Below are 26,892 nucleotides of genomic sequence, written 5' to 3'. Positions count from 1 at the left end.
CCTTAATAAAAGGTTAAATATGGTAACATTAAACTAATATAATAAGGGAGATGATATAATGAGATTATTGAAGTTTAGTGTAACAAACTATAAAGTTTTTAAAGACACGTTTAGCATAGATTTCTCTAAAGACTCTATTGCGATTTTAACTGGAAGAAATAATACTGGTAAATCAACGATATTAGAAGCTATTAACTGCTTTTTTAAAAGAGAGACTAAACCAACAACTATAAAAAATGATTGCTTCTCTGTACGTAATGAAAAAATTGAATTTAAAGCCGTATTCGAAATTGATGAGGGTGAAATTACAATTGTAAAGAAATATAAGGAAGAGTCTGCCCCGAAGTTTTATGATGAAAGCAATATTGAAATCAAAGCCAACCATGATTTAAAAGAAACCTTAGATGAAATTTTAAACAATAAACCTTTCTATATAACCCCATCTATGTTACCCGACGATATTAATGATTTAATCCAAGAAATATACTCAGAGATAATTAAAAGTGACTTACAAAAACTTGAAGACATTGAAGGAGGGTCTAGGCAAACAGATGAAATGTATGAATTAGCAAAGGAGTATTCTGAAATTAAAAAGTCCTACCCTGAGTTTTTGAGAAAGCTAAAAATAAACACGGATAAGACGCTTGAAGAAGTAAGTAATGATGTTTCTTTAAATTTACGAAATCTCTTTTCAAATGATCAGTTATCTTTGAATGTTATAGGCGGCGAAAGTGAAGGCTTTTCTTCGAAAGACATTTTAAAGTCTACAAATTCAGTTGTTAATATCGACAGTCAAAAGCAGTCCGAGATGCCATTATCAAATCAAGGAACAGGCTTACAACGAATGAGCTTAATATACCTTATCCAAAATATGATTGAAAAAAAGCTAATGGGTGAAGGGGATAATAAGTTATTATTAATAGATGAACCAGAAGCTTTCTTGCATCCAGAAGCGGTACGAGCACTTAGTCGTTCTCTATATAAAATTGGGGAAAAGATGCCACTTATGATCTCAACTCATTCACCTATACTTATAGATTTATCTGAGAGACATACTCCTATTCAAGTTTTTCGGGTAGGTGAAAAAGAAGCAATTCAATTATATAAATCTAAAAATGATCAATTTGACGAAGATGACATACAAAATATGAAGATTTTAAACTATGTAGACTCATATGTAAATGAATTCTTCTTTGCTGATAAAATATTGATAGTTGAAGGTGACACAGAGTATATTGCTTTTAAGCACCTTGCTAAAACAGTGAAAGAGAACGTACACATCATTCGTGCAAGAGGTAAAGCGACGATATGTACCTTAATGAAAATACTAAATCAGTTTAATACTAATTACGACGTTTTACATGATGTGGACAACCATAAAAGGTATTCTTCTAGTACTCTAAAAGCTCAAAAAACCAATTGTAAAAACATATATAGGCTTAAGGGGGATAGTGACGTTAGAATTTTTTCTTCAATCTCCAACTTTGAAAATGCCATTGGTATTGGAGATGTATCTAATGAGAAGAAAACACAGACTATATATAAAATAATACATGAACCTACTGGGGGGGATGAGTATGCCGAAGCTAGAAAACTAATAAATGACTTATTTAAACATATGGTACTCCATGATGAAGATATAACTATTGGCGATGGATTTTGTAGAGTAATCCAAGAAGAAAATTTTGACGATCTATTCGATGACCTAATTAGTGAAAAAGTTCAAGAAGAATTAGAGGAGAAACAGAAGAAAGAAAGAAAGGAAAAGTTGGCTCTTCAGACTGATGACAGTCATTGACACCGGTGAGAATCGGCCGAGTTTCCATCGTGGAAACAGCAAATAGTCTGCCCGGAAAAAACTTGAACGAATTGAATAAAATTTTGGCCGAATCGGAAGAAAGGTGCAAAACAGTGTGACCAATAGTTAGCCAGGTTCTCTTCCGTACTAGACATCATTATAGGAAAAATTTGCAATTTGCAATCAATGGAAGAAACCTACTAGTCCTCATCAAAAGATTGAAAGGCTATAAACCTAAATGCATTCTAAAAAATAAAGGCGGCCATCCCCGTCATCCTCTATTTTTAAAAAGGGAATTGGAACTGATAGCATTTTAGCGTGACAGGCTGCATGTTGCTGTTGTTAATGGAGTCTAATTGAAACAAGGGGGAAGGGGAGTGAACAGTGCTTTTCACTATGAAGTGAAGACACCTAACTCCTTACAGAAGGCTCAAAAATACCCGGGCCTGTTGCGCTGCATGGAATTGGTGTAGCGAATAGGACATGATGGAGGCATTTGACGGGGGTGGCGGGTGAGTACATTCTCGTGGCGCCGCTGGGTGATCTGACGTTTGAAAAGATTTCGCCTATTATTATCTAGAAGATTATGGTAAGCCTCCTCAGCTCTGTGCCTGGTAGCAATGAAGTTAAAAGACGTTAGCAATTCCTTTACTCCCTGTTTGAGATGAGATGAAAGAGCCTGTAATTTTAAAATTTCAGGCTCTTTTCGTCTGTTCATATCTCCATCCACTTCCTGCAGAAAATCCTTTGCTATGTCCGAGTTCTCGCAAAGATTTTTCTGAAATACAAAACTTATATATCTTAGATTGTAAGATTAAAAGAAATAATTCAAATTTTTGTCGTAATTTGACAAATAACCAAAGAGGGTATATAGTATAAACATTCAAAAAACGGTATACTTATGCAATCTAATTTCAGTAAATTATAATAGTTTTAAAGTGTTAAGGGGGATAAAAGTGAGTAATAATGAATTAACGGATCTGAATGAAAGGGTCAAAGGGTGGAGAAGATATCTGCACATGAACCCAGAATTATCTTTCCAAGAAGAAAAAACTTCACAGTTTGTATATGAAACACTTTTATCGTTTGGAGGGCTGGAGGTAAGTCGTCCTACAAAAACGAGTGTAGTTGCAAGATTGATAGGAAGCCAGCCAGGTAAAGTCCTAGGATTGCGTGCGGATATGGATGCCCTTCCAATCCAGGAAGAGACTGATCTGGAATTTGCTTCAAAAAACCCTGGAATTATGCATGCTTGCGGTCATGATGGCCATACTGCAATGCTTCTTGGTGCAGCTGAATTTTTAAGTCATAGGAAAGATGAAATAATAGGAGAAGTCAGATTTATATTTCAGCACGCTGAGGAATTATTGCCGGGCGGTGCGCAGGAAATGGTGAAAGCAGGAGTAGTGGATGATGTCGATTATATAGTAGGTTTGCACCTGATGACGACACAATCTGTTGGGAAAATTGGTATTGTTTATGGGCCTGCAACCGGTAATACAGATCTATTTGACTTAACAGTTATTGGCAAGGGAGGACATTCCTCACAACCTGAAAATTCAGTGGACCCTATCGCTATAGGTGCTCAAATAATTACCAATATACAGCATATTGTATCTAGAAATTTGGCTCCTTCTAATCAATTAGTCATATCGACAACTGAACTCAACGCTGGTACAGCTAAAAATGTCATCCCGGAAACGGTGAAGATGGGAGGCTCGGTCAGATCGTATGATCAGGAAGTGAGAGAAAAAGCTGTTAAGTTAATAGAGCGTGTTGCAAAAGGGGTAACTGATGCTCATGGAGCTTCGTATGAATATAAATATACTTATGGCTATAGTTCCGTAGTTAATGATGAGAAAATAACCAGATTAGTTGAAGAAATGATAGCAGATGAGTTTGGTAGCGAATATATTGAGTATGCAGAACCTTTTATGGGCGGAGAAGATTTTTCTGCCTTCCTTGAAAAAGTACCTGGTTGCTTTGTAACCGTGGGAGCCGGTAATCCAGAAAAAGGATTTGATTTCCCTCACCATCATTCGCGTTTCGGCATTGATGAAGATTCTTTGGAAATCGGACTTCGTATTCTAGTAAACTTGCCCAAGAAAATTCTTGGATAATTAGAACGTATAACTTTATACACGATTATATTTCTAGATCGTATTTTGAAGAAAGGTAGTGCTTTATGGATCCAGTAATTGCAGCACTGATTATTATAGCGATTATTGCATTAGGTGAAGTAATTTCTATTCAAACGAGAGCAAAAGTACCGATGATGCTTGTTGTAGTGGTGATTGTATTTGTTCTATTTCAAGTGGACATTCTTCCAGAAGGTATCATTGAAGCATCTACATTTACTGTGGTAGGTGCCATACTGCAACCAGCAATTATGATACATATGGGAACGTTAATCCCGATGAGTGTTTTAAAAAAGCAATACAAAGCAGTAATAATATCCTTGATTGGACTATTATGTTCCATCTTGTCACTTATTCTAGTTGTACCGATATTCTTTGATTATCCAACTGCTGTAGCGGGGGCTGGCCCATTAACAGGTGGTTTGATTGCTTTTCTTGTCACAGAGGAGGCACTTCGAACAGCTGGGCTGACAGCTCTTATTGCAATTCCAATCATCGTATTTACCATTCAACAAGTGGTTGGAATGCCACTAAGTTCATTACTGTTGCAAAAATATGGTATAAAAATTCGAAATGCTATGGATGCAGGAACGTATGTATCTGAAGAAGCCTCCATTGAAGATACACTGGAAGATAATCCTAAGAAAAAACTTCTTATACCTGAAAAGTATTCACAAAGTAGTTTTGTTTTATTATTCCTGATTTTTGTTGGATCTGCCTTAGCTGTTTGGTTAGCAGACATTACAGGCATCAGCTATAGCTTATTTGGATTAGCTATAGGAATTATTGGTGCTTACGTTGGTTTTTATCCTTCGAAAGTCTTAGAAAGAGCAAATGGATTTAGTATTGCAATGACCGGGCTAATATTCATTGTGCTTGGCGCTGTAGTAGGTATTACTTGGCAAGATATCCTTAATGTGCTGCCTGCAGCTGCGACAATCCTTATTGTTGGTACCATCGGCTTGATTATAGGCGGATTCATTGGTTCAAAAATCTTTAAATGGGACCCTTTAAAAGGGATTCCCGTAGCATTAACTGCAATGTTTGGTTTTCCAGCCGACTATTTGATTTCACATGAGGTCTCTCGAAGTGTTGGTAGGAATGAGGAAGAAAAAGAAATAATCCTAACAAATATATTATCCCCGATGCTTATTGGAGGCTTTACCTCCGTATCTATAGCTTCCATAGTCATCGCCAGTATTTTAGTTGCTACATTATAGTTTGATAAATGGACCGCGGGAATGCGGTTCATTTTAATTGGAAAAAGTCTCCAAGCGTTATATAGAACTTGGCTATGAACAAGGCAATTTTATAAACAACAAAACGCTTGGACATGATTATCCAAGCGTTTTGTATGCTGTTTATGGTGTTATTCATGGTGCTAAACATAACGTGTTTTCGAATGTTATTTCATTTTTATTTTAGAATTTTTCCACAGTATCGGGACTACTTAGCATGTTCCCCGCTCTTCCTTTCTTCTTCTTTTCATGCAATCTCTTCCTTTGTATCCGCAATAAGTTTTGCCTGCAGCAGCCGGTTCCTCACGGTAATGCCGATCCAGCTTGCCAGGAAAGCTTTGACCAATCCTACGGCAATGAATGGGTAGACACCGGCAGCGAGTGCTGCATTCCAACTGAGATCCATCACGATTTTCAACTGGATGGTTCCGAAGATCAATGTGACAATCATCCCGACAATGTTTGCTACCAGTGCCATTGGTAGGGTGAATTTGGTCTTTTCCAGGACCAGGCCGGTGAGATAGGCGGCCGCAATAAATCCGAATATGTATCCGCCTGAAGGTCCTACCAACACCTGAGGGCCGCCACTGAACCCGGCAAATACTGGCAGGCCGATAGCACCTATCGTAGCATATACAACCATGGCGATTGCCCCGTGCCGGCTTCCAAGGATGGTTGCGGCGATACCGACCGCTAATGTCTGGCCGCTGATTGGAATGAGCGGCAAGGGAATTTCCACTTGAGCGAGGATAGCAGTAATCGCGGCAAAGATGGAACAGTTGAGAAGTGTTCTGAGCTTTTTGCTGTTTTCTGTCAACATAATCAACTCCTTATTTATTTGATTTTTGAAAATTTACATAGTTTGAATTATAAAATGTCTAGCAGATATTGTCAACTTATTATTATAATAGGTGACATTATAATAATGAGTAGGTGGAAAATATTTGGGATAAATTGGAAGTTAAATACTGCCAACTATATCCTAATAAACTAGTTTCCGTTTACGTAATATGTTAGTGAGTATGTTTATTAAAGGAGACTAATCATTATGTTGAGATCAACGGGAGTTACGAGAAATGTAGATGACCTGGGAAGAATCGTCATTCCGAAAGAAATCAGACGGACCATGGGAATTGAAAATAGAGATCCAGTTGAATTTCTGCTGGAAGATAACTTCATAGCCATTCGCAAATATAGCCCTGATAAAGAGTGCGCCATTACGGGGAAAGTCTCAGAGGATAATTTCCGAGTCGGGAATATTTGGTTGAGTGATGAAGGAGCAGAGATTTTGAAACAGCAGATGGAAAGTAGATCGGAGAATAAATAGGATAGATTTAGATGAAAGCGACTGCTGGGGGGCGGTCGTTTTTGTTATGTGCTGGGCATGTACACATGCTCTAGGATTGAAGGCCTGAGAGGTGAAGGTCATTTTAGCCGTTAGCTGAAGGAAAGGTTATCCGGGGTTACCCGGAATCTAAAGGAAGTTGGCGGCAAATCTCCAATCCGAGGGACACAAATCTCATAGAAGGCTGTCTTTCTAGAAGAAGGTGGCAACACACACCAAAGCAATCCACCTTCTCCTGTAGGTTTCTATCTCTTTTAAATTCATCTTTCATCCAAAATTAAACAGGCTTACTTTCTATAAGACTTTCCGTGGTATCTTTGCTGGTTGGAGTTTCGATTATGATAATAGCTCCTGCAATATAATTATTTTGAATTGAAAAATATTTACTAAGCACCCGGATTCCAAGTGATTAAACGTCTTAAAAAAGGTTGATTTTAGTAGAATAATGTTTCTTTATGTTTCAAAGTTATTCATCTAAGAACAATTGATGAATCAATTGTCTTATGTCGTATTGACAGATAAGTATTATAAACTTATATTATATTTATAATATTTAAAAAATATAAAAATTTAGACTTGGTCTCCAGTAGCTAGTTATTGGTTAGAAAAGGGTTCGTTTTCGAAGGTGAAGTGGTGGTTGTAATAGGTATTTTTCGTAAATAGAAGAACTGTGTAAGGCTAATTTTTTGGCAAATAAGTGATCCCCCATCTCTCAGAAAACAAGAAATGGGGGAAGAGGGGGCCTGATGGCTATATCATTTGGAAGTTTCTAAATATCTTCTCGCAAGTAAATAAACTGGTAGGTCTATTAACTTGCCATCTAGTGCAACTGCACCTTTGTCGTCGGATTCCTCATAGATCTCAACAACTTTCCTATACCAATCGATTTCTTCTTTTGATGGAGAATAAATTTCGTTTACCCATTGGGCTTGTTTAGGATGTATTACTAATTTGCCGAAAAACCCTACCTGTTTTCCTATTAAAGTATCTTTTTTAAAGGATTCTTCATCATCAATCTGAGGGAAAACAGCATCAATTGGAGGTTCACCCTCAGCTGCCCTGGAAAGCACGACTATTTGAGACATGGCATATCTCCTTTCTATCCCGGAAGGAGTCCATTCCGCTCCTATATCATAGGCAAAATCAACCGAGCCAAAGGCAACCCTCTTTACCCATCGGCTAGAATCGATAAGTTGTTGTGTATGCAAGATGCCACTGGCGGTTTCAATTAAAGGGACAATCTCCAAGTCTAATGACAACCTATTTTCGATGGACCTAATATTATACGCTGTTTCACATTTAGGAAGCATGATTCCATCTAGACTTGGTATTTGGTTGATTAAAAGGAGATCTTCATCATGCCAAGGGGTGTGTTCTGGATTTATTCGCAACCATAATTTTTTGTCAGAGAACAATCTAGGGTTCTCTTTTAATGTGTCTATAATTGTATTTCTCGCCAATACTTTTTTATTGGGAATCACGCCATCCTCCAAGTCGATAATGACTGTATCCGCTTCGCTGTTTAAGGCTTTTACAATTCTTTTACCGTTATCTCCAGGTACAAAAAGAAATACACTCATATTTAGACCTCCCAGATATTCGTATAATAATTAAAAGCTATAGAAGGGGGAAACAATGTGGCAGTAAAAATATTGGTTATCACCCACAGAAACTTTGCCAGCTTGGTTCATGACGCTAAAGAGATGGTCAATCTACCCGTTGAATTGGACATACTGGAAGTAGAATTTGGTGAACTGAACAACTTTATCGATACGGACACTATCATGAAATATGATTTAGTCATCACAAGTGGTGCCCATCTAGAATTGATATATAAAGAGTTTGAAGAACTTACTTATCATGTTTCTTTCTATCCTCTAGAGTTGATAGAGGCAGACCTGGTACGTTCACTAGTTAAAGCCAGCTCGATAAGCAATAAAGTCATATTGATGACCTATGCGAATAAAACCCATGCATTAGAAGAGTATGTGCAAATTCTTCGGTTGGACTTAGTGCAATTAGGTTTTAAAGATTTGAACGATGCGAAAGATCAGCTTAACAACTATAAATCCATGGGGTATCAGACAGTGATAGGAACCAGTTCCGTTTGTCAAATGGCTAAAAAACTTGGGATGAATGATATTCTCATCTATTCGTCGGAGTATTTAAAATTGGAATTGATTAAAGCTTATCAACTTGCTTCTACTAAACACAAAATGATTAGTTTTGGAAAGGTAAAGAACTCATTTTTCCTACATACAGAAGGTCCAGTATTCATGTTAGATAAGGAAAATATGATCATCGAAATGAATAAATCAGCCCTAAATTATTTAAAAAAGACACAGAAGCACGAAATAATCGGAGATAAACTTGATGATTATCTTCACCTGCCATCTCTCTCGAAAATTGCTCCACTTAAACCTTATGAATATAAGAATCTGATGATAGATCCTATTGTCATCAATTCGAAAATAGATGGCTATATAATTTATGTGAGAGGGTCAATGAACTCCACTAAACCTGGATCTGCTGGGAAAATCGGATCCTTAAAATCCAAGTATAAATTTGGAAATATTATCCATCAGTCGCAAAAAATGAAGAAGGTAATCTTAAAATCTAAACAGTATGCTACTTCTGATGCCCCTGTCCTTATATTCGGTGAGTCAGGAACGGGCAAAGAGCTGTTAGCACACAGCATACATCAGGAAAGCAATAGAAACTCCAAACCGTTCCTTCCAGTAAATTGTTCAGCGATCCCTCAAAATATTTTGGAAAGCGAATTATTCGGTTACGAGGAAGGCGCGTTTACCGGTACAAAGAAAGGCGGCAAGCCCGGCTATTTCGAGTTGGCTCAGGATGGAACGATTTTTCTGGATGAAATTGGTGAACTTCCGATAGACATCCAAACCAAACTGTTGCGTGTCCTTCAAGAAAAGGAAGTCATCAGACTTGGCGGCACGCAAATTATCCCTTTGAACGTAAGAATAATTACTGCTACGAACCGATCACTGGTTAAACTGATTGAGCAGCAAAAGTTCCGGTCCGATTTCTATTATCGAATCAACGTATTGCAGATAGACATTCCTCCATTACGTGAACGCAAGGAAGATATCGTTGGCATTCTAAAGAGTTTATTGAGTAAAAACGGTTTTACCAAAACGGAATCAGAGTACTTGGTCAATAATTCGAAGAGCTCTGTTGTCCTATATAGCTGGCCAGGTAATATAAGAGAATTGGAAAACTTTGTGCAGCGATTTGCAGCATTGAAATCGATCGCCAACACATCTCTCGACCTCCTTAAGACGTTCAATGACATTCTGTTTGAGTTCCTGGAAGAAAAAGGGCATCAAGATTCACTTCTTCACATACCATCTCCCTCCTTATCACTGGAAAATGAGAATAAATTAACAAATGATGAGTTGGAAAAAGCAAAAATTAAAAACGTATTGCTTCAGACTTCCGGTAACCGCAATAAAGCAGCCAAAAGTTTAGGTATGTCACGTACAACTTTATGGAGAAAAATTAAACAGTATAATCTAGAAGCCGAAGACACACTCAAATAATTTACGCCTTTCCCGTTCAATGGTTATACATGCAACTTTTATGCCATATGTCAGACTCCCTTAAGCAAGGGTACCTTGACATTAGTCAGTCAGCGTATAGCTTTCAAAAAGAAACACCAATGAAACGGGTTGAAACGTTTCATCAAGATAAATGCCAACGGAAATAGACTGATCTCCTATACAACGCCGTTTTTAAAATTTTAATTATTGGCACAATTTTTGCAGTATATTTGCAAATAGTTGGTGGGAGGTCCTATATGCAAGTAGAGAACCAGCAGACCGCGAAGCTTGATACGTTGTGGAACAAATATCTCCTTTGGCTTTTATTGATTCAAACTTGTACAGCCCTGGCCTATTACGGCTATGTACCTCTTATCCCCTTTATGGAGAGGGAATTCTCGTTGACAAATACTCAAGTAGGATGGATGACCTCAGCTGTATTTCTGGGAGCTTCCATCATAGCTGTTCCTTCTGGAGTAATTACGGATAAATTGGGTACGAGAAAATCTTTGTTTGTTTTTTCTTCATTACTTGCCGTAGTGACCGCACTCTTTTATTTTTCCACGGGCTTTCTTTACTTGTTATTTCTCCTCTTCTTGCTGGGCTGTGGCTATGGCGGAATTACTCCGGGGACAAATAAAAGCATCATGGAACATTTTAATGCTTATAACAGAGGGACGGCCATGGGTATTAAGCAAACCGGTGTGTCTCTAGGAAGCGTGCTTGGAACCTTGCTTCTTCCTTTCCTGGCAACTTATACCAGCTGGAGAATCAGCTTGCTGATCATATCTTTACTATTGTTAGCGTTATGTATCTTTCATTTCAAAGTGTTGGAAGAAAGCAAGATGGAATACAAACCGGTCAAACTCTACGAAGGAATAGTGGAAGTAATTAAAAACAGAAGTATGCTGAAGATCATATCGCTCATTGTTTTTTTCATATGGGTGCAATTGAGCGTAATGACCTACTTAGTATTGTATTTGCTGGGGCATGACAGGCCAGCAGCTTATGCCCTGATCTGTTTAGGATTATTACAACTGGGAGGAGCTGTTGGAAGGTCCATTTGGGGGATTGTAAGTGATCAATATTTTAATAGGAAAAGAGGAGCGATTTTGGGGATCATCGCTATCGTTTCAAGTCTTTTATTATTTTCATTTAGTATGATTACAGACCAAGTTGCGTTTATGATAGTTGCCTGCCTCTCCTTTCTACTAGGTATTACTACCCAAGGTTGGAATGGTATCTTTGTACTGCTAGTGTCAGAAGTGGTCAGAAAAGAACAGATTGGTCTTGCGAGTGGTGTAGGGTTGGCTGCTGTTTACATAGGGGCAGTCATAGGTACACCGATTTCAGGTTGGATTATAGACCTGACAGGAAACTATGAGGTCATGTGGATCATATGCTCTTTAACTATGCTTCTGATTGGGATTCTCACTTTCTGGTTTAGGCTGGATAACCATAAAGAATATTATTAACTTTGAGGAGAAAGGAGTCATATATGGAAATCACCTTATTCATTTTTATTTTATTGACACTATTGGTGCTGGGGACCCATATTGGGGTTGCTTTAGGGTCAAGTGCATTGGTAATCTTGCTTATCTTTGAGGGGACTAACCTTACTGTAATTTCCCAGCAAGCCTTTGAATCCATTAACGATTATGCCCTGGCGGCCATTCCATTTTTTATTTTAGTCGGGGACATTGTAATGAAAGGGGATCTAGCTAAAAGGTTATTAGATCTCGCTGATTTAATATTAAGGAGAATACACGGAGGAGCTGCTATTGCTGCCATGATTGTAAGCGTTTTCTTCGCTTCTATCTCTGGTTCAAGTGTAGCTTCTACAACCGCACTGGGAAAAAATGTGGTGAACCTACTTGGGGAGAAAGGCTATCCCAAAAGGTTTATTGCTGGTTTGGTAGCAACTGGTGGAACCATAGGTTTGTTAATCCCGCCTAGCTTAAGTTTTATTTTGATTGGCAGTATGATGGGAATTCCTATTATCGATTTATTTACGGCAGGTATTGTACCTGGGATATTACAAGGTGTCATGCTTATCTTGGTAACTTGGTGGATCAGCAGAAAAAATAGATGGGAATCCGAGTTTCATAACATTAAAGTAACACCAAAAATGATAGGTGAGAGGTTCAAATCCTCCTCCGGTATATTGTTTCTCCCGGTTCTTATTCTTGGAGGGATTTACTTAGGGATCTTTACTCCTACTGAAGCAGCAGCCGTAGCAGTGTTTTATGCTCTATTATTAGTCATCATATTGAAGAAGACGAATATGAGAGGAGTCTGGACCATGTTTAAAGGAGCGCTCCTCCAATCAGGGATGGTATACCTGATTATCATCGGGGGAGCACTCACAGCGTTTATGTTGCAAAGCTTAGGATTGACCCAAGGGTTAATTAATCTGATAGCTGGATCAGGACTTGAAGCTTGGCAATTTCTATTGATAACCAATCTGCTGATCATTTTACTCGGGCTTTTCTTGGATGGTATCTCAGTCATTGTTCTTGTCAGCCCTCTGCTATTTCCGGTAGCTATAGCGGCCGGTATAGACCCTATACATTTTGCTGTGATTCTAACATTGAATATTGAAATAGCTGCAGTTACACCTCCTGTAGGGCTTAATCTTTTTGTTATGAGTGGTTTGACGAAGATTCCGGTCGAAGATGTAGCGAAAGGAGTCGGGCCCTATTACTTTGTATTGATTATTTCTTTGCTGCTTGTTACTTATTTTCCTCAGCTAAGCTTGGTGCTGTTGAAATAATTGTTCAATATATAAGGGGGGATGCTATGGGGATAATTTAAAGAGTCTATGAAAGAGAGAGTATAGTTTCAACTATAAAAGGAGGATTTTTATGAAAAAGAAATTATTCACTTTGTCCATGTTACTGATTTTGGCATTTGTACTCGGAGCATGTAATTCGGAAACGAGCGGCAGTGAACAGGAAACCCACGAAATTATAATGACTCATGAATTGCCTGAATCCTTCTTCAAACATGAATATATGGAGCAATTTAAGGAATTGGTAGAAGAAAGAAGCGATGGAAGATTGGAGGTTACCATTCATCCTTCCGGCCAGCTGTATACAGATGGCGAAGCAGTACAGAATTTAGGAACTGGAAGTGTTCATATGGTGTGGCCGGTAAGTGTACATTTAGAAGCATTAGCAGATGAATATGGGGTAGTGAACCTTCCTTTTTCTTTGGAAGATGAGACAGTTCTTCAAGATCAGCAATACAGAGAAGAATTGACAGGGCTGCTTGATTCATTTGTTGAAGATAACGGGATTAAAATTTTAGGACTAATGAGAACAGCAGAAGGGATTATTTTGACAAATGATAGGGAGATTAATGATATGCAGGACCTGTCTGGTTTGAAGATTCGATCGGTGGGAGGGCATGTTGCTAATGAACTTCTAGGGGCTTACGGTGCAACAGCCGTATCTATGCCTGCAACAGAAATTACAACTTCCCTGTCTCAAGGGGTTATAGATGGAGTAAATACCTCACCAGATGGGTGGATTGATGTAGTAGGATCGGCTGCAAGTCATGGCTTTGTCGTACCAGAAATGCAGATTTTCACGTACTCCTTGGCTGCAGATAAGCAATGGTTTGAAAGCCTTCCAGATGACTTACAACAAATTATTCAAGAAACATTAGATGAACTTATTGTAGACCAATGGGAAGAATCCATTGAAATGGATAAGCAATTCCTAGAAGAAGTATCCAATGACTTTGGAGAAGTCGTGCGGGTACCTGAGGACGAGGTAGCGGCATGGAGAGAAAAGGCGAAAACTGTCCATGAAAGCTTTGAAGAGAAACATCCGGATGCCATGAAAAAATTTAACGAGATAAGAGATTAGCCTCAGGCTAGTCTCTGTATGTGGGAGGAGGCTTTCAATGAAATTACTATCCTTCATCCAAGATAAATTTGTTATTGGTGTTGGAGTTGGGTTTTTTGTTATTTCAGCAGCTTGGATGATTATAGAGGCAATCAGCCGACAGTTTTTCTCCAAATCTTTTGCCATATCTGAAGAGGTGGTTGTTTTCTCACTCGTATGGGCCATTTTGCTGACTTTGGGTGCGAGTGGCAAGAAGGGCTTTCATGTGTCGTTGGATTTATTTACAAGTAAATTCAGACCTAGATTCTTGAAATTAAGTAATATATTTACATGTATTGTAGGTATATGTTATGCGGGGTTCATTATGTTTGCAGGAATAGAGTATGTCCAACATTTATTGAGAACCGGAATCACGTCTCATTCCCCATTAAGGCTGCCTATGTCTTACGTATTTTTGGCCGTACCGATTGGAATGTTTTTCCTGGCTATGTACTATCTTCAGTCATTTATAAAGGAAATAAAGTCAAAGGGAGAGTGAGGGAGGATAAATGGAAGAGCGATTTGACTCAACTTATTCAGAGGCAGGATATGGTTCAGGCAGCATAGGGGTTGGAAGTAAACCTGCCCTGTTAATTATTGATTTTCAGAAAGCCTTCACCTTACCGGAATCACCATTAGGAGGAAGTGACTTGGTGACGAAGGCTGTGAATAATACGGTACCTTTACTGAATAAAGCCAGAGAAGTGAACATACCTATATTTCACACAGTAGTAGCATACAGGGAAGATCAACAGGATATGGGCTTATGGCCGAAGAAGGTAAATAGCTTATCACTCGTTCAATTAGATTCAAAATGGGCGGAGCTTGATGGCCAGTTGAGGGCTGAGAAACATGAAATTGTATTAACCAAAAAAATGCCGTCCGCTTTCTTCAATACCGATTTACTAAGTTTATTGGTAACTAAAAGAATAGATACCCTCTTTGTGTGTGGTTGTACTACAAGTGGCTGTGTTCGTGCCTCGGTAATCGATTCTTTTTCCTACGGATTCCGGACCATTGTAGTGGAAGATTGTGTCGGAGATCAGGCTGAGGGACCTCATCGGGCTAACCTATTCGATATCAATAATCGGTATGCGGATCTTCTTACTTCATACACAGTCATGCAAAAAATGGAGGTACTATATGATGCAAAATAAGGTGCAAGTGAGCGGAATCCAATTGGGTCCCTTTCCAGGTGACCAAAAGAGAAATTGGTATAAGATTGAACGAGTATTAGAAGAGGTGGTGACTAGAGAAACACCTTATCTGGTGGCCTTTTCCGAGTTGATGTCAGCTCCTTATTTTGCAACCAGCAGAAATGATAAGTATTTTGAGGATTATTCGGAGACGATGGAGGGAGAGACGGTCAGCAAATGTATGAATTTGGCTGTAACTTATAACACACATATCATCGGGACTCTTTTCGAACGAGAAATGAACAGAGGGCAGTCTCATTATTTCAACACTGCATTTGTGTGTTCCCCGACAAAAGGGTTGATCGGGAAATACCGGAAAGTACACCTTCCTAAAATAGAGTCGAAAAGCTTATCGACTGATGAGAAGTATTACTTTGAACAATATGGGGATGGAGGGAGCGAATTTCCTGTATTTGTTCTTGATAACGGGCTTCGAGTGGGGATTCTCATCTGTTTTGACCGCTCTTTTCCTGAAGCTTGGAGATGCTTGTCTTTGCAAGGAGTCGATTTGGTTGTAGTCCCTACAGCCACATATGGTTTCAGAAAAGATTTGTACCTTCAGGAATTGAGGGTTCGAGCTATGGAGAATAACGTCTATGTACTAGCTGTGAATAAAAGTGGAGAGGAATCGATAGAAGGTGAGGCGGAGCCTAGAGATCACTTTGGAAGAAGTTGCATTATCAATCCGTTTGGAGACGTAATCAGCCATTTGGAGGACAGTACTTGGTCCTATGTAACTGGGGGTGTGCAGTCCGAGCTTGTTGATTTGGCTAGGGAGAGAATTAATTGGTTGGATGAAAGAAAAACGGATGTCTATAAAAAATACAAAATATAGTGGCCATTCCAGAATCACCTGTTTACAGGTGATTCTTTGTTTTATGTGCATTCTACTGTTTCAGGGGCGATCCAGACGAAACGTTCTTGAAACAATATTAGATTGCTGGGTATCAAGGAGACTTGAATAGTAACGCCTTTAACTCGCTGTAAAACACTCGTAAACCTGAAGTGGGAGAGGTTGGCATGAATTTTGCTAATTATTAGTAAAATGTTCGAAGGAGATGAATGTATGCCTCAAACGGAAACGGTTTCATCTGAAATGTCTTTTTTCCAATTGAATTTTGAGGATCTGAGTACTACTGTGATCGATCGAGTTAAGTACTTAACATTAGATTTTATAGGGTTAGCAGCGAGGGGGAGCATGTTTGAATCCAGCAAACCTCTTCAGAACTTCATCCATAAAGCAGGAGGAGTGGGAGAAGGCAGTGTGATTGGGCAGCAGGGTTTAAAGCCTCTGCCTCAATATGCAGCCCTTGCCAATGGAGCAGCGGCTCATAGTTTGGAGCTGGACGATGTTATCAACGAGTCATCTCTCCATCCGGCAGTAGCTGTTTTTCCAACAGCTTTGGCTGTAGGGGAAGAGGGGCGAAAAAGCGGTAAGGATTTTATTATCTCCAGTGTTATAGGCTATGAGTTGATGAGCAGGCTGGGAGCGGCTTTGAAACCTTCTGAAGTGTATAAAAAAGGGTTCCATCCAACCGGACTTATGGGTACTTTTGCGGCTGCAGCCACCAGTGCAAAACTTTTGAATTTGTCTGCGGAAAAATTATCTAACGCTTTAGGGATAGCCGGTAGCCAAACATCATCTTCCATGGAGTTTTTGCAAACGGGAGCTTGGACAAAAAGGCTCCATCCAGGATGGGCTTCCCATAGTGGGATAATAGCTGCTCAATTGGCAGAGGGAGGCTTTACAGGTCCGGCATCCATTTTTACTGGCAAATACGGCTTTGCTCAAGCGCATTCCGATAACTACGACCTGTCGCAGCTGAATCAAGCTTTTGACATGAATGAGAATGCTATCTTAAAAACCAGCATAAAACCGCATGCTTGTTGCCGGTATAAGCAGGGTCCGTTGGATTTAATTCTAGATATGGTAAAGGAAAACGATCTGACCCCCGAAGATATCAATGAAATTAAAATTCATTTGGTGGGCACGGCGTTACCAATTGTAGTGGATCCACAGGAGGAGAAACGCCGGCCAAAATCTTCTGTAGATGCTCAATTTAGCATGCATTTTGGCGCAGCGGTCGCTACTGTTTACAGAAAAACATTGCTCGAACAATATAGCAATGAGGTTACAGAGGATCCCACGGTCGTTTCCATGATGGATAAGGTGATATGTGTACGGGATGAGGAACTGGAGAAAGAGTTCCCTCTGAAATGGCCAGCCCGTGTCATCATTGATTCGAAAAAAGGTGTAATGGACAAAAGCATTGACTACCCAAAAGGCGATCCAGAAAACCCATTGTCTTGGAAAGAGATGATCGAGAAGTTTAAATATGTAACTTCTCCTGTTTATAGTGAAGAACAGCAATCATTGATTATCGATAAAGTTAGGGGAATGGAAAAGTTGGAGGATATAAACGAGTTGGCCAATATACTATAAGGAGGCTATAAGTGTATGGCATTATTCACTTTAACCAATGAGCAAACGCAAGTAATAGATATGGTGAAAGATTTTTGCAAGAAAGAGATTGACCCTGTAGCAAGAGAATTGGAGCAGAACGATGAATACCCTCATGAGATTGTGGAAAAAATGAAGGAACTTGGCTTCTTTGGCTTTACTATTCCGGAAGAATATGGCGGAATCGGGATCGACTTTGTGACGTACAGCTTAGTGATAGAAGAAATAACAAAGCACTGGATGAGTGTTGCAGGTATTTTGAATAGCCATCTGATTATGGCGCATATAGTAGAGAAGTTTGGGACGGAAGAACAGAAAAGGTCATTTCTACCAAGGTTTGCCACAGGAGAATGTCGTGGGGGATTAGCACTTTCAGAAGCAGAGGCAGGAACAGATGTCCAAAATATCTCCACCAAAGCGGTAAAAGAAGATAATCATTATGTTGTCAATGGAAGCAAAATGTGGATTACCAATGCGCGCCATGGGAATACTTTTATTCTCGCTGTGAAAACGGATACCAATACTTCCCCGAGGTATAAAGGCATTAGTCTCTTTCTTATTCAAAAAGGAGAGGAAGGATTTATCGTACAGAAAGATATAGATAAATTGGGATACAAAGGAGTGAAAACCTGTGAAATAGTTTTCGAGAATTTCAAAGTACCTGCTAGCCATCTAATCGGCGGACAGGAAGGAAAGGGTTTTAAGCAGGTTCTAGGCGGTCTTGAACTAGGTCGTGTAAATGTAGCAGCAAGAGGGCTAGGGCTCGCTAGAGCAGCTTTTGAAGACGCTATACGATATGCACAAGAAAGAAAGACATTCGGTAAACCGATAAGTGAACACCAGGCAATACAATTGAAATTAGGAGAAATGGGAACCAAGTTGGAAGCTGCCAGGCTGTTGACAATGAACGCAGCTACCAAGCTCCAAAATGGAGAGAGATGTGATTTAGAAGCCGGCATGGCTAAATTATTTGCGACTGAAGTAGGTTTTGAACTAGCCAGTGAGTCAATGAGGATACATGGAGGCTACGGGTATACGAAGGAATTCAATGTCGAAAGGTATTACCGTGATTCACCTTTGATGTTAATTGGTGAAGGGACCAATGAAATTCAGAAGATTGTGATCAGCAAGGGCCTGGTAGAAAAGTATAAAATTTAAAAACTTAGGGGGAGATTATACATGGCTGAAATTCATACACCGTTTGGCAGAGCCTTTGAAGACTTTGAAGTTGGGGACATTATTTATCATTGGCCCGGGAGAACTATTACTGATGCAGATGATATGATATCAAGCTTAATGGCTTTAAACCAGCATCCGCTTCATATAGATGCCCATTATGCATCTCAGACTCAATTTGAACAAAATCTTGTGAATGGTACGCTGGTTTTTTCAATTGCTGTCGGCATGACCGTCAATGATATCAGTGGGGCTGCAATTGCTATGTTGGAATATGAAAATGTTAAACATTTGAACCCTACCTTCCATGGAGATACCCTCTACTGCCGTACAAACATTTTGGATAAAAGAGAATCTAAGAGCAAGAATGACCGTGGAATCGTAAGAGTGGAAACGATTGTAAGCAACCAGAGAGAAGAAGATGTAATGAGCTATAAGAGGAAACTACTGGTTCCGAAAAAGGAATTTGCCAAACGCCCTTATACCCATTCTAAGAAATAGGAGGTGATAGCGTATGAAACCTTTGGAAGGTATAAGAATACTATCTATTGAGCAATATGGGGCAGGCCCATTCGCCACTTCCTTATTAGCTGATATGGGAGCAGAGGTAATTAAAATTGAAGACCCGAACACCGGTGGAGATGTGTCGCGGACGGTTATACCGTATGCAGAAAATCAGGATAGCCTATTCTTTCAATCTATAAATAGAAATAAAAAAAGTGTTTCTCTTGATATGAAGTCAAGGGAAGATAAAGAAATCTTCCATTCATTGGTTGAGACGTCGGATGCGGTATTTAACAATTTACGAGGTGATGTGCCCGATAAACTTGGAGTCAACTACCATCACTTAAAGGAGATCAATCCAAGAATCGTTACTTGCTCTCTGTCCGGTTTTGGGAATACTGGATCCATGAGAAAAGAGCCTGCCTATGACTATCTTCTACAGGCCATGAATGGACATATGTCGCTAACAGGAGAACCGGGAGGGCCTCCTTCAAAGTTTGGTATTTCGATTGTGGACTTTTCGACTGGTATGATGGCAGCTTTAGGATTAATGATAGGAATTGTTCAAGCACAGACTCATGGAAAGGGCAGTGATATAGACGTCAGCTTGTTCGATACTTCTTTATCCGTTTTGAATTATTTAGCTATATGGCATCTCAATAAAGGATATAAGCCCGAGCGGAACGCTTATTCCTCCCATCCAACCCTAGTACCGTCGCAATTGTTTCCGACACAGAATGGTTATATGATCCTGATGTGTAACAAAGAGAAGTTTTACCAGATACTCACTACTGAATTAAATCGGCCGGATTTAGCAAAGAATGATAAATTCAAAGATTTTCAAGCAAGATTGGATAACAAAAAAGAACTTATCGAAATACTGAATGATATCTTCATCCAACATGATACCGACTACTGGCTTAAAAAATTGAAAGGGAAAGTCCCCGTTGCCCCAGTAAACACAGTAGAAGAAGCTTTATCACAGCCTTTGGTTGAAGAACGGAATATGATTGTTGATGTTGCTAGTAAGACGTTTGGAGACATTAAAATGTTGGGAACACCAATAAAGGTCTCCGGTTATACACCAACCTATGCTGAAGGGCCAGCACTTGGAGAACATAATGAAGAGATATTAGAAAGTATATTAAATGGAAGTAAGTAGAAACTAAGTGGTGAATGATATGAGAATGCTTGAAATCAGTATTGTTTCAAGCATTCTATTTTTTTGAATAACTATAGTGGGAATGCTAAGCACCCTCACTCAGGCGCCACCACCCCACAATCTCCCCATCCCTTTCCTATATTTGGTAGACTTATAGTATGAATATTTAAAATGGAAGGCGGATGCGGAGTGGAATATATTGCGGTTTTCGATATTGGGACGACGTCGATTAAGGGAGTATTGCTTGATGATAAGGCAGCTTTTACTGGTGCATCATCTGTTAAATTGGAAACCTTTTACGGTGCGGACGGAAGTGTGGAACAGGGCCCGGAGGATTGGTGGGAAGGCATCCTCCATATCACCTCCAGGTGGTGGAACGAGTGGAAGGTAGAACCTCGCCATGTAGTGATGATCACTTTCTCCGGCCAGATGGAAGATGTGATTCCTATTTCGTCTACTCCTGAGCGGGCTATTTTATACTCGGATACAAGGGCCGATGAGGAAGCGGCGGAGATAAGGGGAAAGTTTCCAGACATTCAGGAGGTGCTGTGGAATACGGTGCGTGCTTCCACTCCAGCAGCGAAACTGCTATGGATGGACAAGCATCGTCCTGACTTAGCTCAGAAGGTGGAGCACTATGTATTCAGCGCCAAGGACTATATTATTTATAAACTATCGGGGGCGGTTGTAACAGATAGGACGACCGGTTCCACGACAGGTATGATGAATCTGGAGACGGGTCAGTGGGAGATGGATTACATAGAATCATTGGGTATTGACTTCGGTAAACTGCCGGAGTTTCATTCTGCGAAGGAGGTTGCCGGCCATGTGTCTAAAGAGGGATCCCTTGCCAGCGGCTTTTGTGAAAATACACCGGTGCTATGCGGAAGCGGGGATGCAGGCGCTTCGACCATGGGGGCAGGTGCAGTCAGCAAAGGCGATGCGTATTTATATATGGGGACGACCGGCTGGGTTGCGAGGATCCAGGGGAACGATAGGCAAGATGAGGTGGTAGAGGGTGCCTTTCAACTGGCCCACATTCCTGATGATTCGGTCATTTCCATTGCGCCATTATTGAATGTCGGTAATGTTCATCAATGGGCTGTACAGACGTTTGCCGGCGGTGATTTTAAAAAGTTTGAGGATATGCTGGAAAACTCTCCGCCGGGGGCAAATGGACTGCTTTTCCTTCCTTATCTGCATGGGGAGAGGTGCCCGGTGAATGACCCTGATTCGAAGGGGGCCTTCTGGGGGATCCATCCTAATACAGAGAAAGCGGATTTTGCCAGGGCTGTGGTGGAAGGCATCTGCCTTTCTTTTAGGCAGGCAGCTGGTCAATCTGCAGCTGCTCAGACGGGCAACATGACGGTGATCGGAGGAGGCACGAAAAGCAGGATGTGGTGCCAGATACTCGCCGATTGCCTTGGCAGACCATTAAGCGTCGGGAAGGAAAGTGAATATATGGCCGCACTGGGCACTGCTTCCTCCGCCTTTATCCAGCTCGGCTGGGCCGCTGATCATAATGACTTTGCGGAGCGGTTCATGGCGCCTGAGGAACCAACTGTCTATGAGCCGGATGCCGAGAGGGCGCAGTTGTATGCGGAGGTATATGAACGGTATCTGAAATTGTATCCTGGCTTGCGGGGAGTATATGCGTGAATTACTAGATTTTCTTCAGGCCGTTGAGCGTCCGAACTGCGCAGCATCGAACTCGGGCACCAGCACCCGCCACTCGGGCCGCACAGCATCGCACTCGGGCGCCAGCACCTCCCACTCGGGCCGCGCAGCAGCACACTCAGGCGCCAGCACCTCTCACTCGGGCCGCACAGCAGCACACTCGGGCGCCAGCACCTCCCACTCGGGCGTCAGCCTACACCACAAAAAAGCCTGAAACCACCATGGTTTCAGGCTTATTCCCGCTCAGCTGCACAGTCTTCACATTCCCCGTAAATCTCCAGGCGATGGTGGCTGATTTGGAAGCCGGTGGTCTGCTGGGCCAGGGCTTCCATTTCTTTTAGTAAGGGGTAATGCAAGTCGACAATGCTGCCGCAACCCGTGCAGATCACATGGTAATGCTCGGACGGATCGCCGTCAAACCGGCTGGAATGGTTGCCGAATGTCAATTCCTGAGCCAGCCCGCTTTCGCAAAGGGTATGCAGGTTGTTATAGACAGTTGCCTGGCTGATCGTCGGAAATTGCCTTCCGACCTGTTGATAGATCTGGTCCGCTGTTGGATGGCTCTTTGAATTCAGCAGTGCTTCAAGGACTGCGACACGCTGGGGTGTCATCCGGACGTTCGAGTTCTTGATTTTTGTGATGGCATCTTGCCCACTGTGTTTAGCCATTGCTCTCACCCGCTTGTTAAATTATTAGTCATCTCATAATAATAATGTCAGCCGGGCTTAGAATATGCCACCTTTTTGTCTTGTCTCCAGTCTTTTTTGATTTATTCAAGCAGTTGCCGAACCCACATGATAACAAAGCTTAAGAAATCGATAACCTTTCAGAATATATCGGCCGCAGCCCGGTAACATTTGAAGAGGTTGATTATTTTCTTGTGAATTTAACCGGTATAGAAGCAGATTTTTTTAAGCAATATCAGTCCCAGCGGGCTCGCCAATTTACTATTAAAGATTTGAATATGAAAGCGGAATAAGTTATGCGCACAGGAAGAAGTGTCGGGAAACTATCTAAAGGAGTTTCCCGGCATTTTTTTGCCCTATTGATCAACTGATTCGAAGTTGAGTTGCGACACCGCCATATTCATTTGTTAACGCTGTTTTCGTAAATATTGTTGTTTTATAGGATATTTAAATTTACACTAAATATATTTAAAATATAAGTTTTTTAAGTATTGAGGTGATGTTATTGTTTAATGCATTTTTAATAAATCATATACTCACAGGGACGATTTGTTTGATAAGCGGGATATTTGCAATGTCTTCTAAAAAGAAGAGGGGGAAACATACTGTATCTGGCGAGATATATCACTGGTCTTATGTCCTTGTATTTATAACAGCTTTGGTTATGTCGATAATCCATTGGGAAAAAAGCCAATATTTATTCTATATCGCTCTGTTTTCTTATGGGCTTGCTTTATTGGGATATTTAGCGGTCAAGAAGAAATGGAAAAATTGGATAGGTGCTCATATAGGAGGAATGCTAGGTTCTTATATAGGTATTGTAACTGCAACTTTAGTAGTTAATATTCCTAGTATACCAGTTTTAAATGAACTGCCTGTTTTGTTATTCTGGTTTTTACCTACAATAATAGGAACTCCGCTCATATTTAAAGTAGGTAAAAAATACGCTCCCAAATAAAGAAGATAATTTTTAAGCACTTCTTAACATTTCAACAGTTGAATAATTCGATTTATGAACAGCTTTTTTAGTTTGCTCCAAGTTCACATAAACGCTTTTACGCATATCGACTATTTCGTGTTGCAATCCCTTATCTTTTGCAAACTTTTTGTAGTTGGTCGCAGTATCACTGCATAACAAAGCAGAGGTGTCGATATACGAGCCTAACACCTTATCAATATCCGTAGATTTATTTCCTGCCATTTGTGAACCCGGATTGCATTTTTGCCAATTGGAACCCCGGTTAGGAAAGAAGTGAATCAGATGATCTATGACCCCATAGCGAAAATCAGGAAATGATAAAAAGAACTCCAAACATGCTCATTAACTCACAAAAATTTCACATTTCTAGTAATATTTCTATTTCCCAGACCAGTTAAATTGACTAGTAAATTAGCCCTAATCTAAAATAGAGATGTAAGCATCTATGAATAAAAAACAAGAAGTGAGGGGTTACACATGAAAGGTTGGGAATTTACTACAACGAATGAACCTTTGAAACTGGTAGAAAAGCCGGATCCAGAGGCAACAGAAGGTCGTGTATTAATAGAAGTGAAAGCTGCTGGGTTATGTCACTCGGATGTTGGCGCATTACGCGATGAGAAATGGCTGGACATTATCGAGCATACGCCAATTATCATGGGGCATGAAGTGGCTGGTGTCATCAAAGAGGTAGGACCAGGAGTTACCGATTACAAAGTTGGCGATCGTGTTGGCGTGTGTCCTGTAAGTAAGGTTGGTTTGGGACCTGGTTACGGGTATGATGGCGGTTATGCAGACCTGGTGTCAGCTCCTGCTGTTGACTTGGTTCCAATGCCAGAGGGAATTACGTTTGCCCAGGCTGCGGCCGGCACAGATGCTGGAATGACATCTTATCATGCCATGTTCCAAACTGGTGGAGCTAAGCCAGGTATGAAGGTCGGGGTTATCGGTATCGGAGGTCTTGGTCAAATAGCAGCCCGGGCAGCGGTTGTCCAAGGTATTGATGTCTATGCGGTAGACGTCAGCCCGAAAGCGCGTGAACTGGCCAAGGAACTTGGGGTCAAGGAAGTTTTTGAAGATGTAAAAGAACTAGCAGATATTGCACCCGATTTGATCGTTGACTATGCTGGGTTTGGTACGACGACTGCGGGAGCTATTGACGTCATTGCTCCGGGCGGGACGGTCGTTCTTGTCGGTATGGGTAAATTGGAATCAACCATCAATACCGATCCTCTTATTCTGAAAGCCGCCACATTGAAAGGCAGTGTCGGCGGCGATGTTCATGACATTGCAGAAGTGTACAAGCTGATGGCTTCTGGGGATATAGATCCAACTATCTCAGAAATTACATTTGATGAAATTTGGGAAGGCATTCTCAAATTGGAACGCCATGAAGTTACAGGTAGACTCGTTGCGATCATGGATTAATAGATTTATAAGAATACAGCTCTTCCCATTCGAGAGAGCTGTTTTTTTGATTTGGTTGTATGGGGAAAGGAACAGAATCCGTGGACTGAGAGGTATTTTCCCTTTTAATAAAAGGAAAATATTCTTACTCTGTTGAACCTATATATAAGCATACATAAGGAGGTTTTCCATTTGGATTTGCAGCTAAAAGGAAAAAGAGCACTCGTTACCGGAGGAAGCCGGGGGATCGGCAAGGCGATTGCGCGAGCACTTGCGATGGAAGGTGTCGATTGCACCATTTGTTCGAGAAATGAGGAGTCTATTAAGGAAACGGCCGCTGAACTCGAGAAAGAGACGGGGAGGAATATTTACCCGATTGCGGCGGATATGGGAGATCCTGCATCCATTTCCCAGCTGGTGGAAAAGGCAGCGGAAGCAATGGGAGGGATTGATATCCTGGTGAACAACGGAGCACGTGTGAGCGGGGGAGAGCCGGAAGATTTTCACAACGTGCGGGATGAGCTGATTTTGAAGGACTTCGAGGAAAAGTTCATGGGCTACTTCCGGAGCATCCGGGCGGCGAGTCCTCATATGGTGAAAAATAACTGGGGGCGCATTATTAATGTGAGCGGCATGGCTGCCAGGAATGCAGGCAGCATGAGTGCCGGTGCGCGGAATGTATCTGTCGTCCATTTGACCAAGTCCGTATCCAAGGAGCTGGGGAAACATGGAATAACCGCTAACGCCGTCTACCCCGGCGTGACGGAAACGGAAACAACGAGAGAACGGTTTCCGGATGAGGAGAAGCTTGAGAAGATTGCGGAAGGCAATGACATCGGCCGGCTGGTAAAAGCGGAGGAGGTTGCCGATGTGGTGGCATTTTTAGCATCCCCGCTGTCTGTCTCGATTACGGGTGATGTCATTTCTGTAACCGGTGGGGCCGGGAATGCCGTGCATTATTGAGGATTCTGGGGGAACTGGCCGAAAAATCCTAAGGGGATTAAGGAGAGCAAGATGAAGATTCGATTACTCCACAAAAATGAAGAACCGCCGTATGATTTATTATTATCGGCAGACCCCTCCAAGGAGAGTATTGACGACTATTTGAGGAGGGGTGACTGCTATGTTGCTGAACATTCACATCAAATAACAGGTGTGTATGTACTGCTCCCGACAAGAACGGGTACGGCGGAACTAGTAAACATCGCGGTGGATGAAAGCCAGCAGGGGAAAGGGATGGGGAAACTCCTAGTGAGGGATGCCATCCAAACAGCAACAGAGAAAGGATACAAAACCATGGAAGTTGGTACGGGGAATTCCAGCATCCATCAGCTTGCTCTTTATCAAAAATGCGGTTTTCGAATAACCGGTGTGGATCTGGACTTTTTCATTAGGCATTACGAGGAAGAAATTTTTGAAAACGGCATCCAATGCAGGGATATGGTCCGGCTGTCTCAAGATTTATAGTATTAATAGCTACAGTCGGCGAGGTGGTCGTTTTTATAGAAATATAGGATAGTTAGCAATCAGGTTGAGTGAGGATAGCCGCTGCGGAAATATACTGATATGAACGAAACTGTCAAGCCTATATAACCTCAGGATAATTTGGGCAACTTTAAATTAAGAGTCACTTTTCAACTCTTTTTTGTCTACTGTTATTGAGTAGTAAACT

The 26,892-nt window shown here is 41.0% G+C and carries 23 protein-coding genes and 1 pseudogene; 20 read left to right on the top strand and 4 right to left on the bottom strand.

Annotated elements, in window-relative coordinates; genetic code table 11:
- Positions 1-58: 58 nt before the first annotated feature.
- From ACFODW_RS12820 to ACFODW_RS12810, 3 genes are all read left to right on the top strand, one after another.
- Entirely contained in the window at positions 59-1,798 is a 1,740-nt protein-coding gene (locus tag ACFODW_RS12820) for an ATP-dependent nuclease (protein ID WP_390307059.1), read from the top strand.
- 950 nt (positions 1,799-2,748) lie between these two features.
- The gene (locus ACFODW_RS12815; protein ID WP_390307121.1) at positions 2,749-3,918 is read left to right on the top strand and encodes an amidohydrolase; all 1,170 of its coding nucleotides are present in this window, start codon (positions 2,749-2,751) and stop codon (positions 3,916-3,918) included.
- Positions 3,919-3,983: 65 nt separating this feature from the next.
- The gene (locus tag ACFODW_RS12810) at positions 3,984-5,156 is read left to right on the top strand and encodes a hypothetical protein (RefSeq protein ID WP_390307057.1); all 1,173 of its coding nucleotides are present in this window, start codon (positions 3,984-3,986) and stop codon (positions 5,154-5,156) included.
- A 265-nt stretch (positions 5,157-5,421) separates the two neighbouring features.
- Here ACFODW_RS12810 and ACFODW_RS12805 read toward each other — a convergent pair whose 3' ends face one another.
- Positions 5,422-5,994 carry a biotin transporter BioY gene (locus ACFODW_RS12805; RefSeq protein WP_390307055.1) on the bottom strand — a complete coding sequence of 191 codons (573 nt, stop codon included), beginning with the start codon at positions 5,992-5,994 and terminating at the stop codon, positions 5,422-5,424.
- A gap of 228 nt (positions 5,995-6,222) precedes the next feature.
- On the opposite strand from ACFODW_RS12805, the gene ACFODW_RS12800 reads away from it, so the two are divergent.
- Positions 6,223-6,501: an AbrB/MazE/SpoVT family DNA-binding domain-containing protein gene (locus ACFODW_RS12800; protein WP_390307052.1), complete on the top strand. Its 279-nt coding sequence runs from the start codon at positions 6,223-6,225 to the stop codon at positions 6,499-6,501.
- Between the two features lie 773 nt (positions 6,502-7,274).
- Here ACFODW_RS12800 and ACFODW_RS12795 read toward each other — a convergent pair.
- The gene (locus ACFODW_RS12795; RefSeq protein WP_390307050.1) at positions 7,275-8,099 is read right to left on the bottom strand and encodes an HpcH/HpaI aldolase/citrate lyase family protein; all 825 of its coding nucleotides are present in this window, start codon (positions 8,097-8,099) and stop codon (positions 7,275-7,277) included.
- Between the two features lie 57 nt (positions 8,100-8,156).
- On the opposite strand from ACFODW_RS12795, the gene ACFODW_RS12790 reads away from it, so the two are divergent.
- The 12 genes from ACFODW_RS12790 to ACFODW_RS12735 all read left to right on the top strand — a co-directional run bounded on the left by ACFODW_RS12790 (position 8,157) and on the right by ACFODW_RS12735 (position 22,130).
- Positions 8,157-10,082, top strand: a complete 1,926-nt coding sequence (locus ACFODW_RS12790; RefSeq protein ID WP_390307047.1) for a sigma 54-interacting transcriptional regulator — start codon at positions 8,157-8,159, stop codon at positions 10,080-10,082.
- A 257-nt stretch (positions 10,083-10,339) separates the two neighbouring features.
- Positions 10,340-11,557 (top strand): MFS transporter, encoded by a 1,218-nt coding sequence (locus ACFODW_RS12785; RefSeq protein ID WP_390307045.1) that lies wholly within the window; start codon positions 10,340-10,342, stop codon positions 11,555-11,557.
- Between the two features lie 23 nt (positions 11,558-11,580).
- Entirely contained in the window at positions 11,581-12,855 is a 1,275-nt protein-coding gene (locus ACFODW_RS12780) for a TRAP transporter large permease (RefSeq protein ID WP_390307043.1), read from the top strand.
- Positions 12,856-12,946: 91 nt separating this feature from the next.
- Positions 12,947-13,954: a TRAP transporter substrate-binding protein gene (locus ACFODW_RS12775; protein ID WP_390307041.1), complete on the top strand. Its 1,008-nt coding sequence runs from the start codon at positions 12,947-12,949 to the stop codon at positions 13,952-13,954.
- 37 nt (positions 13,955-13,991) lie between these two features.
- Positions 13,992-14,471: a TRAP transporter small permease gene (locus ACFODW_RS12770; protein WP_390307039.1), complete on the top strand. Its 480-nt coding sequence runs from the start codon at positions 13,992-13,994 to the stop codon at positions 14,469-14,471.
- Positions 14,472-14,481: 10 nt separating this feature from the next.
- On the top strand, positions 14,482-15,129 hold the full coding sequence (locus tag ACFODW_RS12765; protein WP_390307037.1) for an isochorismatase family protein: 648 nt from the start codon (positions 14,482-14,484) through the stop codon (positions 15,127-15,129).
- Positions 15,116-16,003, top strand: coding sequence for a carbon-nitrogen hydrolase family protein (locus ACFODW_RS12760; protein ID WP_390307035.1), 888 nt, complete (start codon positions 15,116-15,118; stop codon positions 16,001-16,003). The genes ACFODW_RS12765 and ACFODW_RS12760 overlap by 14 nt, the downstream gene beginning before the upstream one ends.
- Positions 16,004-16,234: 231 nt before the next feature.
- A complete protein-coding gene (locus ACFODW_RS12755; RefSeq protein WP_390307033.1) occupies positions 16,235-17,611 on the top strand; it encodes an MmgE/PrpD family protein in 1,377 nt (458 codons plus the stop codon).
- Between the two features lie 15 nt (positions 17,612-17,626).
- Entirely contained in the window at positions 17,627-18,787 is a 1,161-nt protein-coding gene (locus ACFODW_RS12750) for an acyl-CoA dehydrogenase family protein (protein ID WP_390307031.1), read from the top strand.
- Positions 18,788-18,808: 21 nt separating this feature from the next.
- Positions 18,809-19,306, top strand: a complete 498-nt coding sequence (locus ACFODW_RS12745; protein ID WP_390307029.1) for a MaoC family dehydratase — start codon at positions 18,809-18,811, stop codon at positions 19,304-19,306.
- Positions 19,307-19,319: 13 nt separating this feature from the next.
- Positions 19,320-20,471: a CaiB/BaiF CoA transferase family protein gene (locus ACFODW_RS12740; protein WP_390307027.1), complete on the top strand. Its 1,152-nt coding sequence runs from the start codon at positions 19,320-19,322 to the stop codon at positions 20,469-20,471.
- Between the two features lie 189 nt (positions 20,472-20,660).
- The gene (locus ACFODW_RS12735; RefSeq protein WP_390307025.1) at positions 20,661-22,130 is read left to right on the top strand and encodes a xylulokinase; all 1,470 of its coding nucleotides are present in this window, start codon (positions 20,661-20,663) and stop codon (positions 22,128-22,130) included.
- Positions 22,131-22,381: 251 nt separating this feature from the next.
- On the opposite strand, the gene ACFODW_RS12730 is transcribed toward ACFODW_RS12735, so the two are convergent.
- A complete protein-coding gene (locus tag ACFODW_RS12730) occupies positions 22,382-22,816 on the bottom strand; it encodes a Fur family transcriptional regulator (protein WP_390307022.1) in 435 nt (144 codons plus the stop codon).
- A 517-nt stretch (positions 22,817-23,333) separates the two neighbouring features.
- Here ACFODW_RS12730 and ACFODW_RS12725 point away from each other — a divergent pair.
- The gene (locus ACFODW_RS12725; protein WP_390307020.1) at positions 23,334-23,792 is read left to right on the top strand and encodes a DUF2306 domain-containing protein; all 459 of its coding nucleotides are present in this window, start codon (positions 23,334-23,336) and stop codon (positions 23,790-23,792) included.
- A gap of 12 nt (positions 23,793-23,804) precedes the next feature.
- Here the strand turns inward: ACFODW_RS12725 and ACFODW_RS12720 are convergent.
- Positions 23,805-24,041: pseudogene (locus ACFODW_RS12720) on the bottom strand (IS1595 family transposase); the annotation flags it as partial.
- 249 nt (positions 24,042-24,290) lie between these two features.
- Here ACFODW_RS12720 and ACFODW_RS12715 point away from each other — a divergent pair.
- From ACFODW_RS12715 to ACFODW_RS12705, 3 genes are all read left to right on the top strand, one after another.
- A complete protein-coding gene (locus ACFODW_RS12715; RefSeq protein ID WP_390307018.1) occupies positions 24,291-25,241 on the top strand; it encodes a zinc-binding dehydrogenase in 951 nt (316 codons plus the stop codon).
- Between the two features lie 171 nt (positions 25,242-25,412).
- A complete protein-coding gene (locus tag ACFODW_RS12710) occupies positions 25,413-26,183 on the top strand; it encodes an SDR family NAD(P)-dependent oxidoreductase (protein ID WP_390307015.1) in 771 nt (256 codons plus the stop codon).
- Between the two features lie 51 nt (positions 26,184-26,234).
- Entirely contained in the window at positions 26,235-26,687 is a 453-nt protein-coding gene (locus ACFODW_RS12705; RefSeq protein WP_390307012.1) for a GNAT family N-acetyltransferase, read from the top strand.
- Positions 26,688-26,892 lie beyond the last annotated feature (205 nt).

The sequence above is a fragment of the Virgibacillus sediminis genome (assembly GCF_042643265.1).
GTDB classification, from domain to species: domain Bacteria; phylum Bacillota; class Bacilli; order Bacillales; family Amphibacillaceae; genus Virgibacillus_O; species Virgibacillus_O sediminis.
Note: the sequence above shows the minus strand (reverse complement) of the source record. Positions and strands in the feature narration are given on the sequence as shown.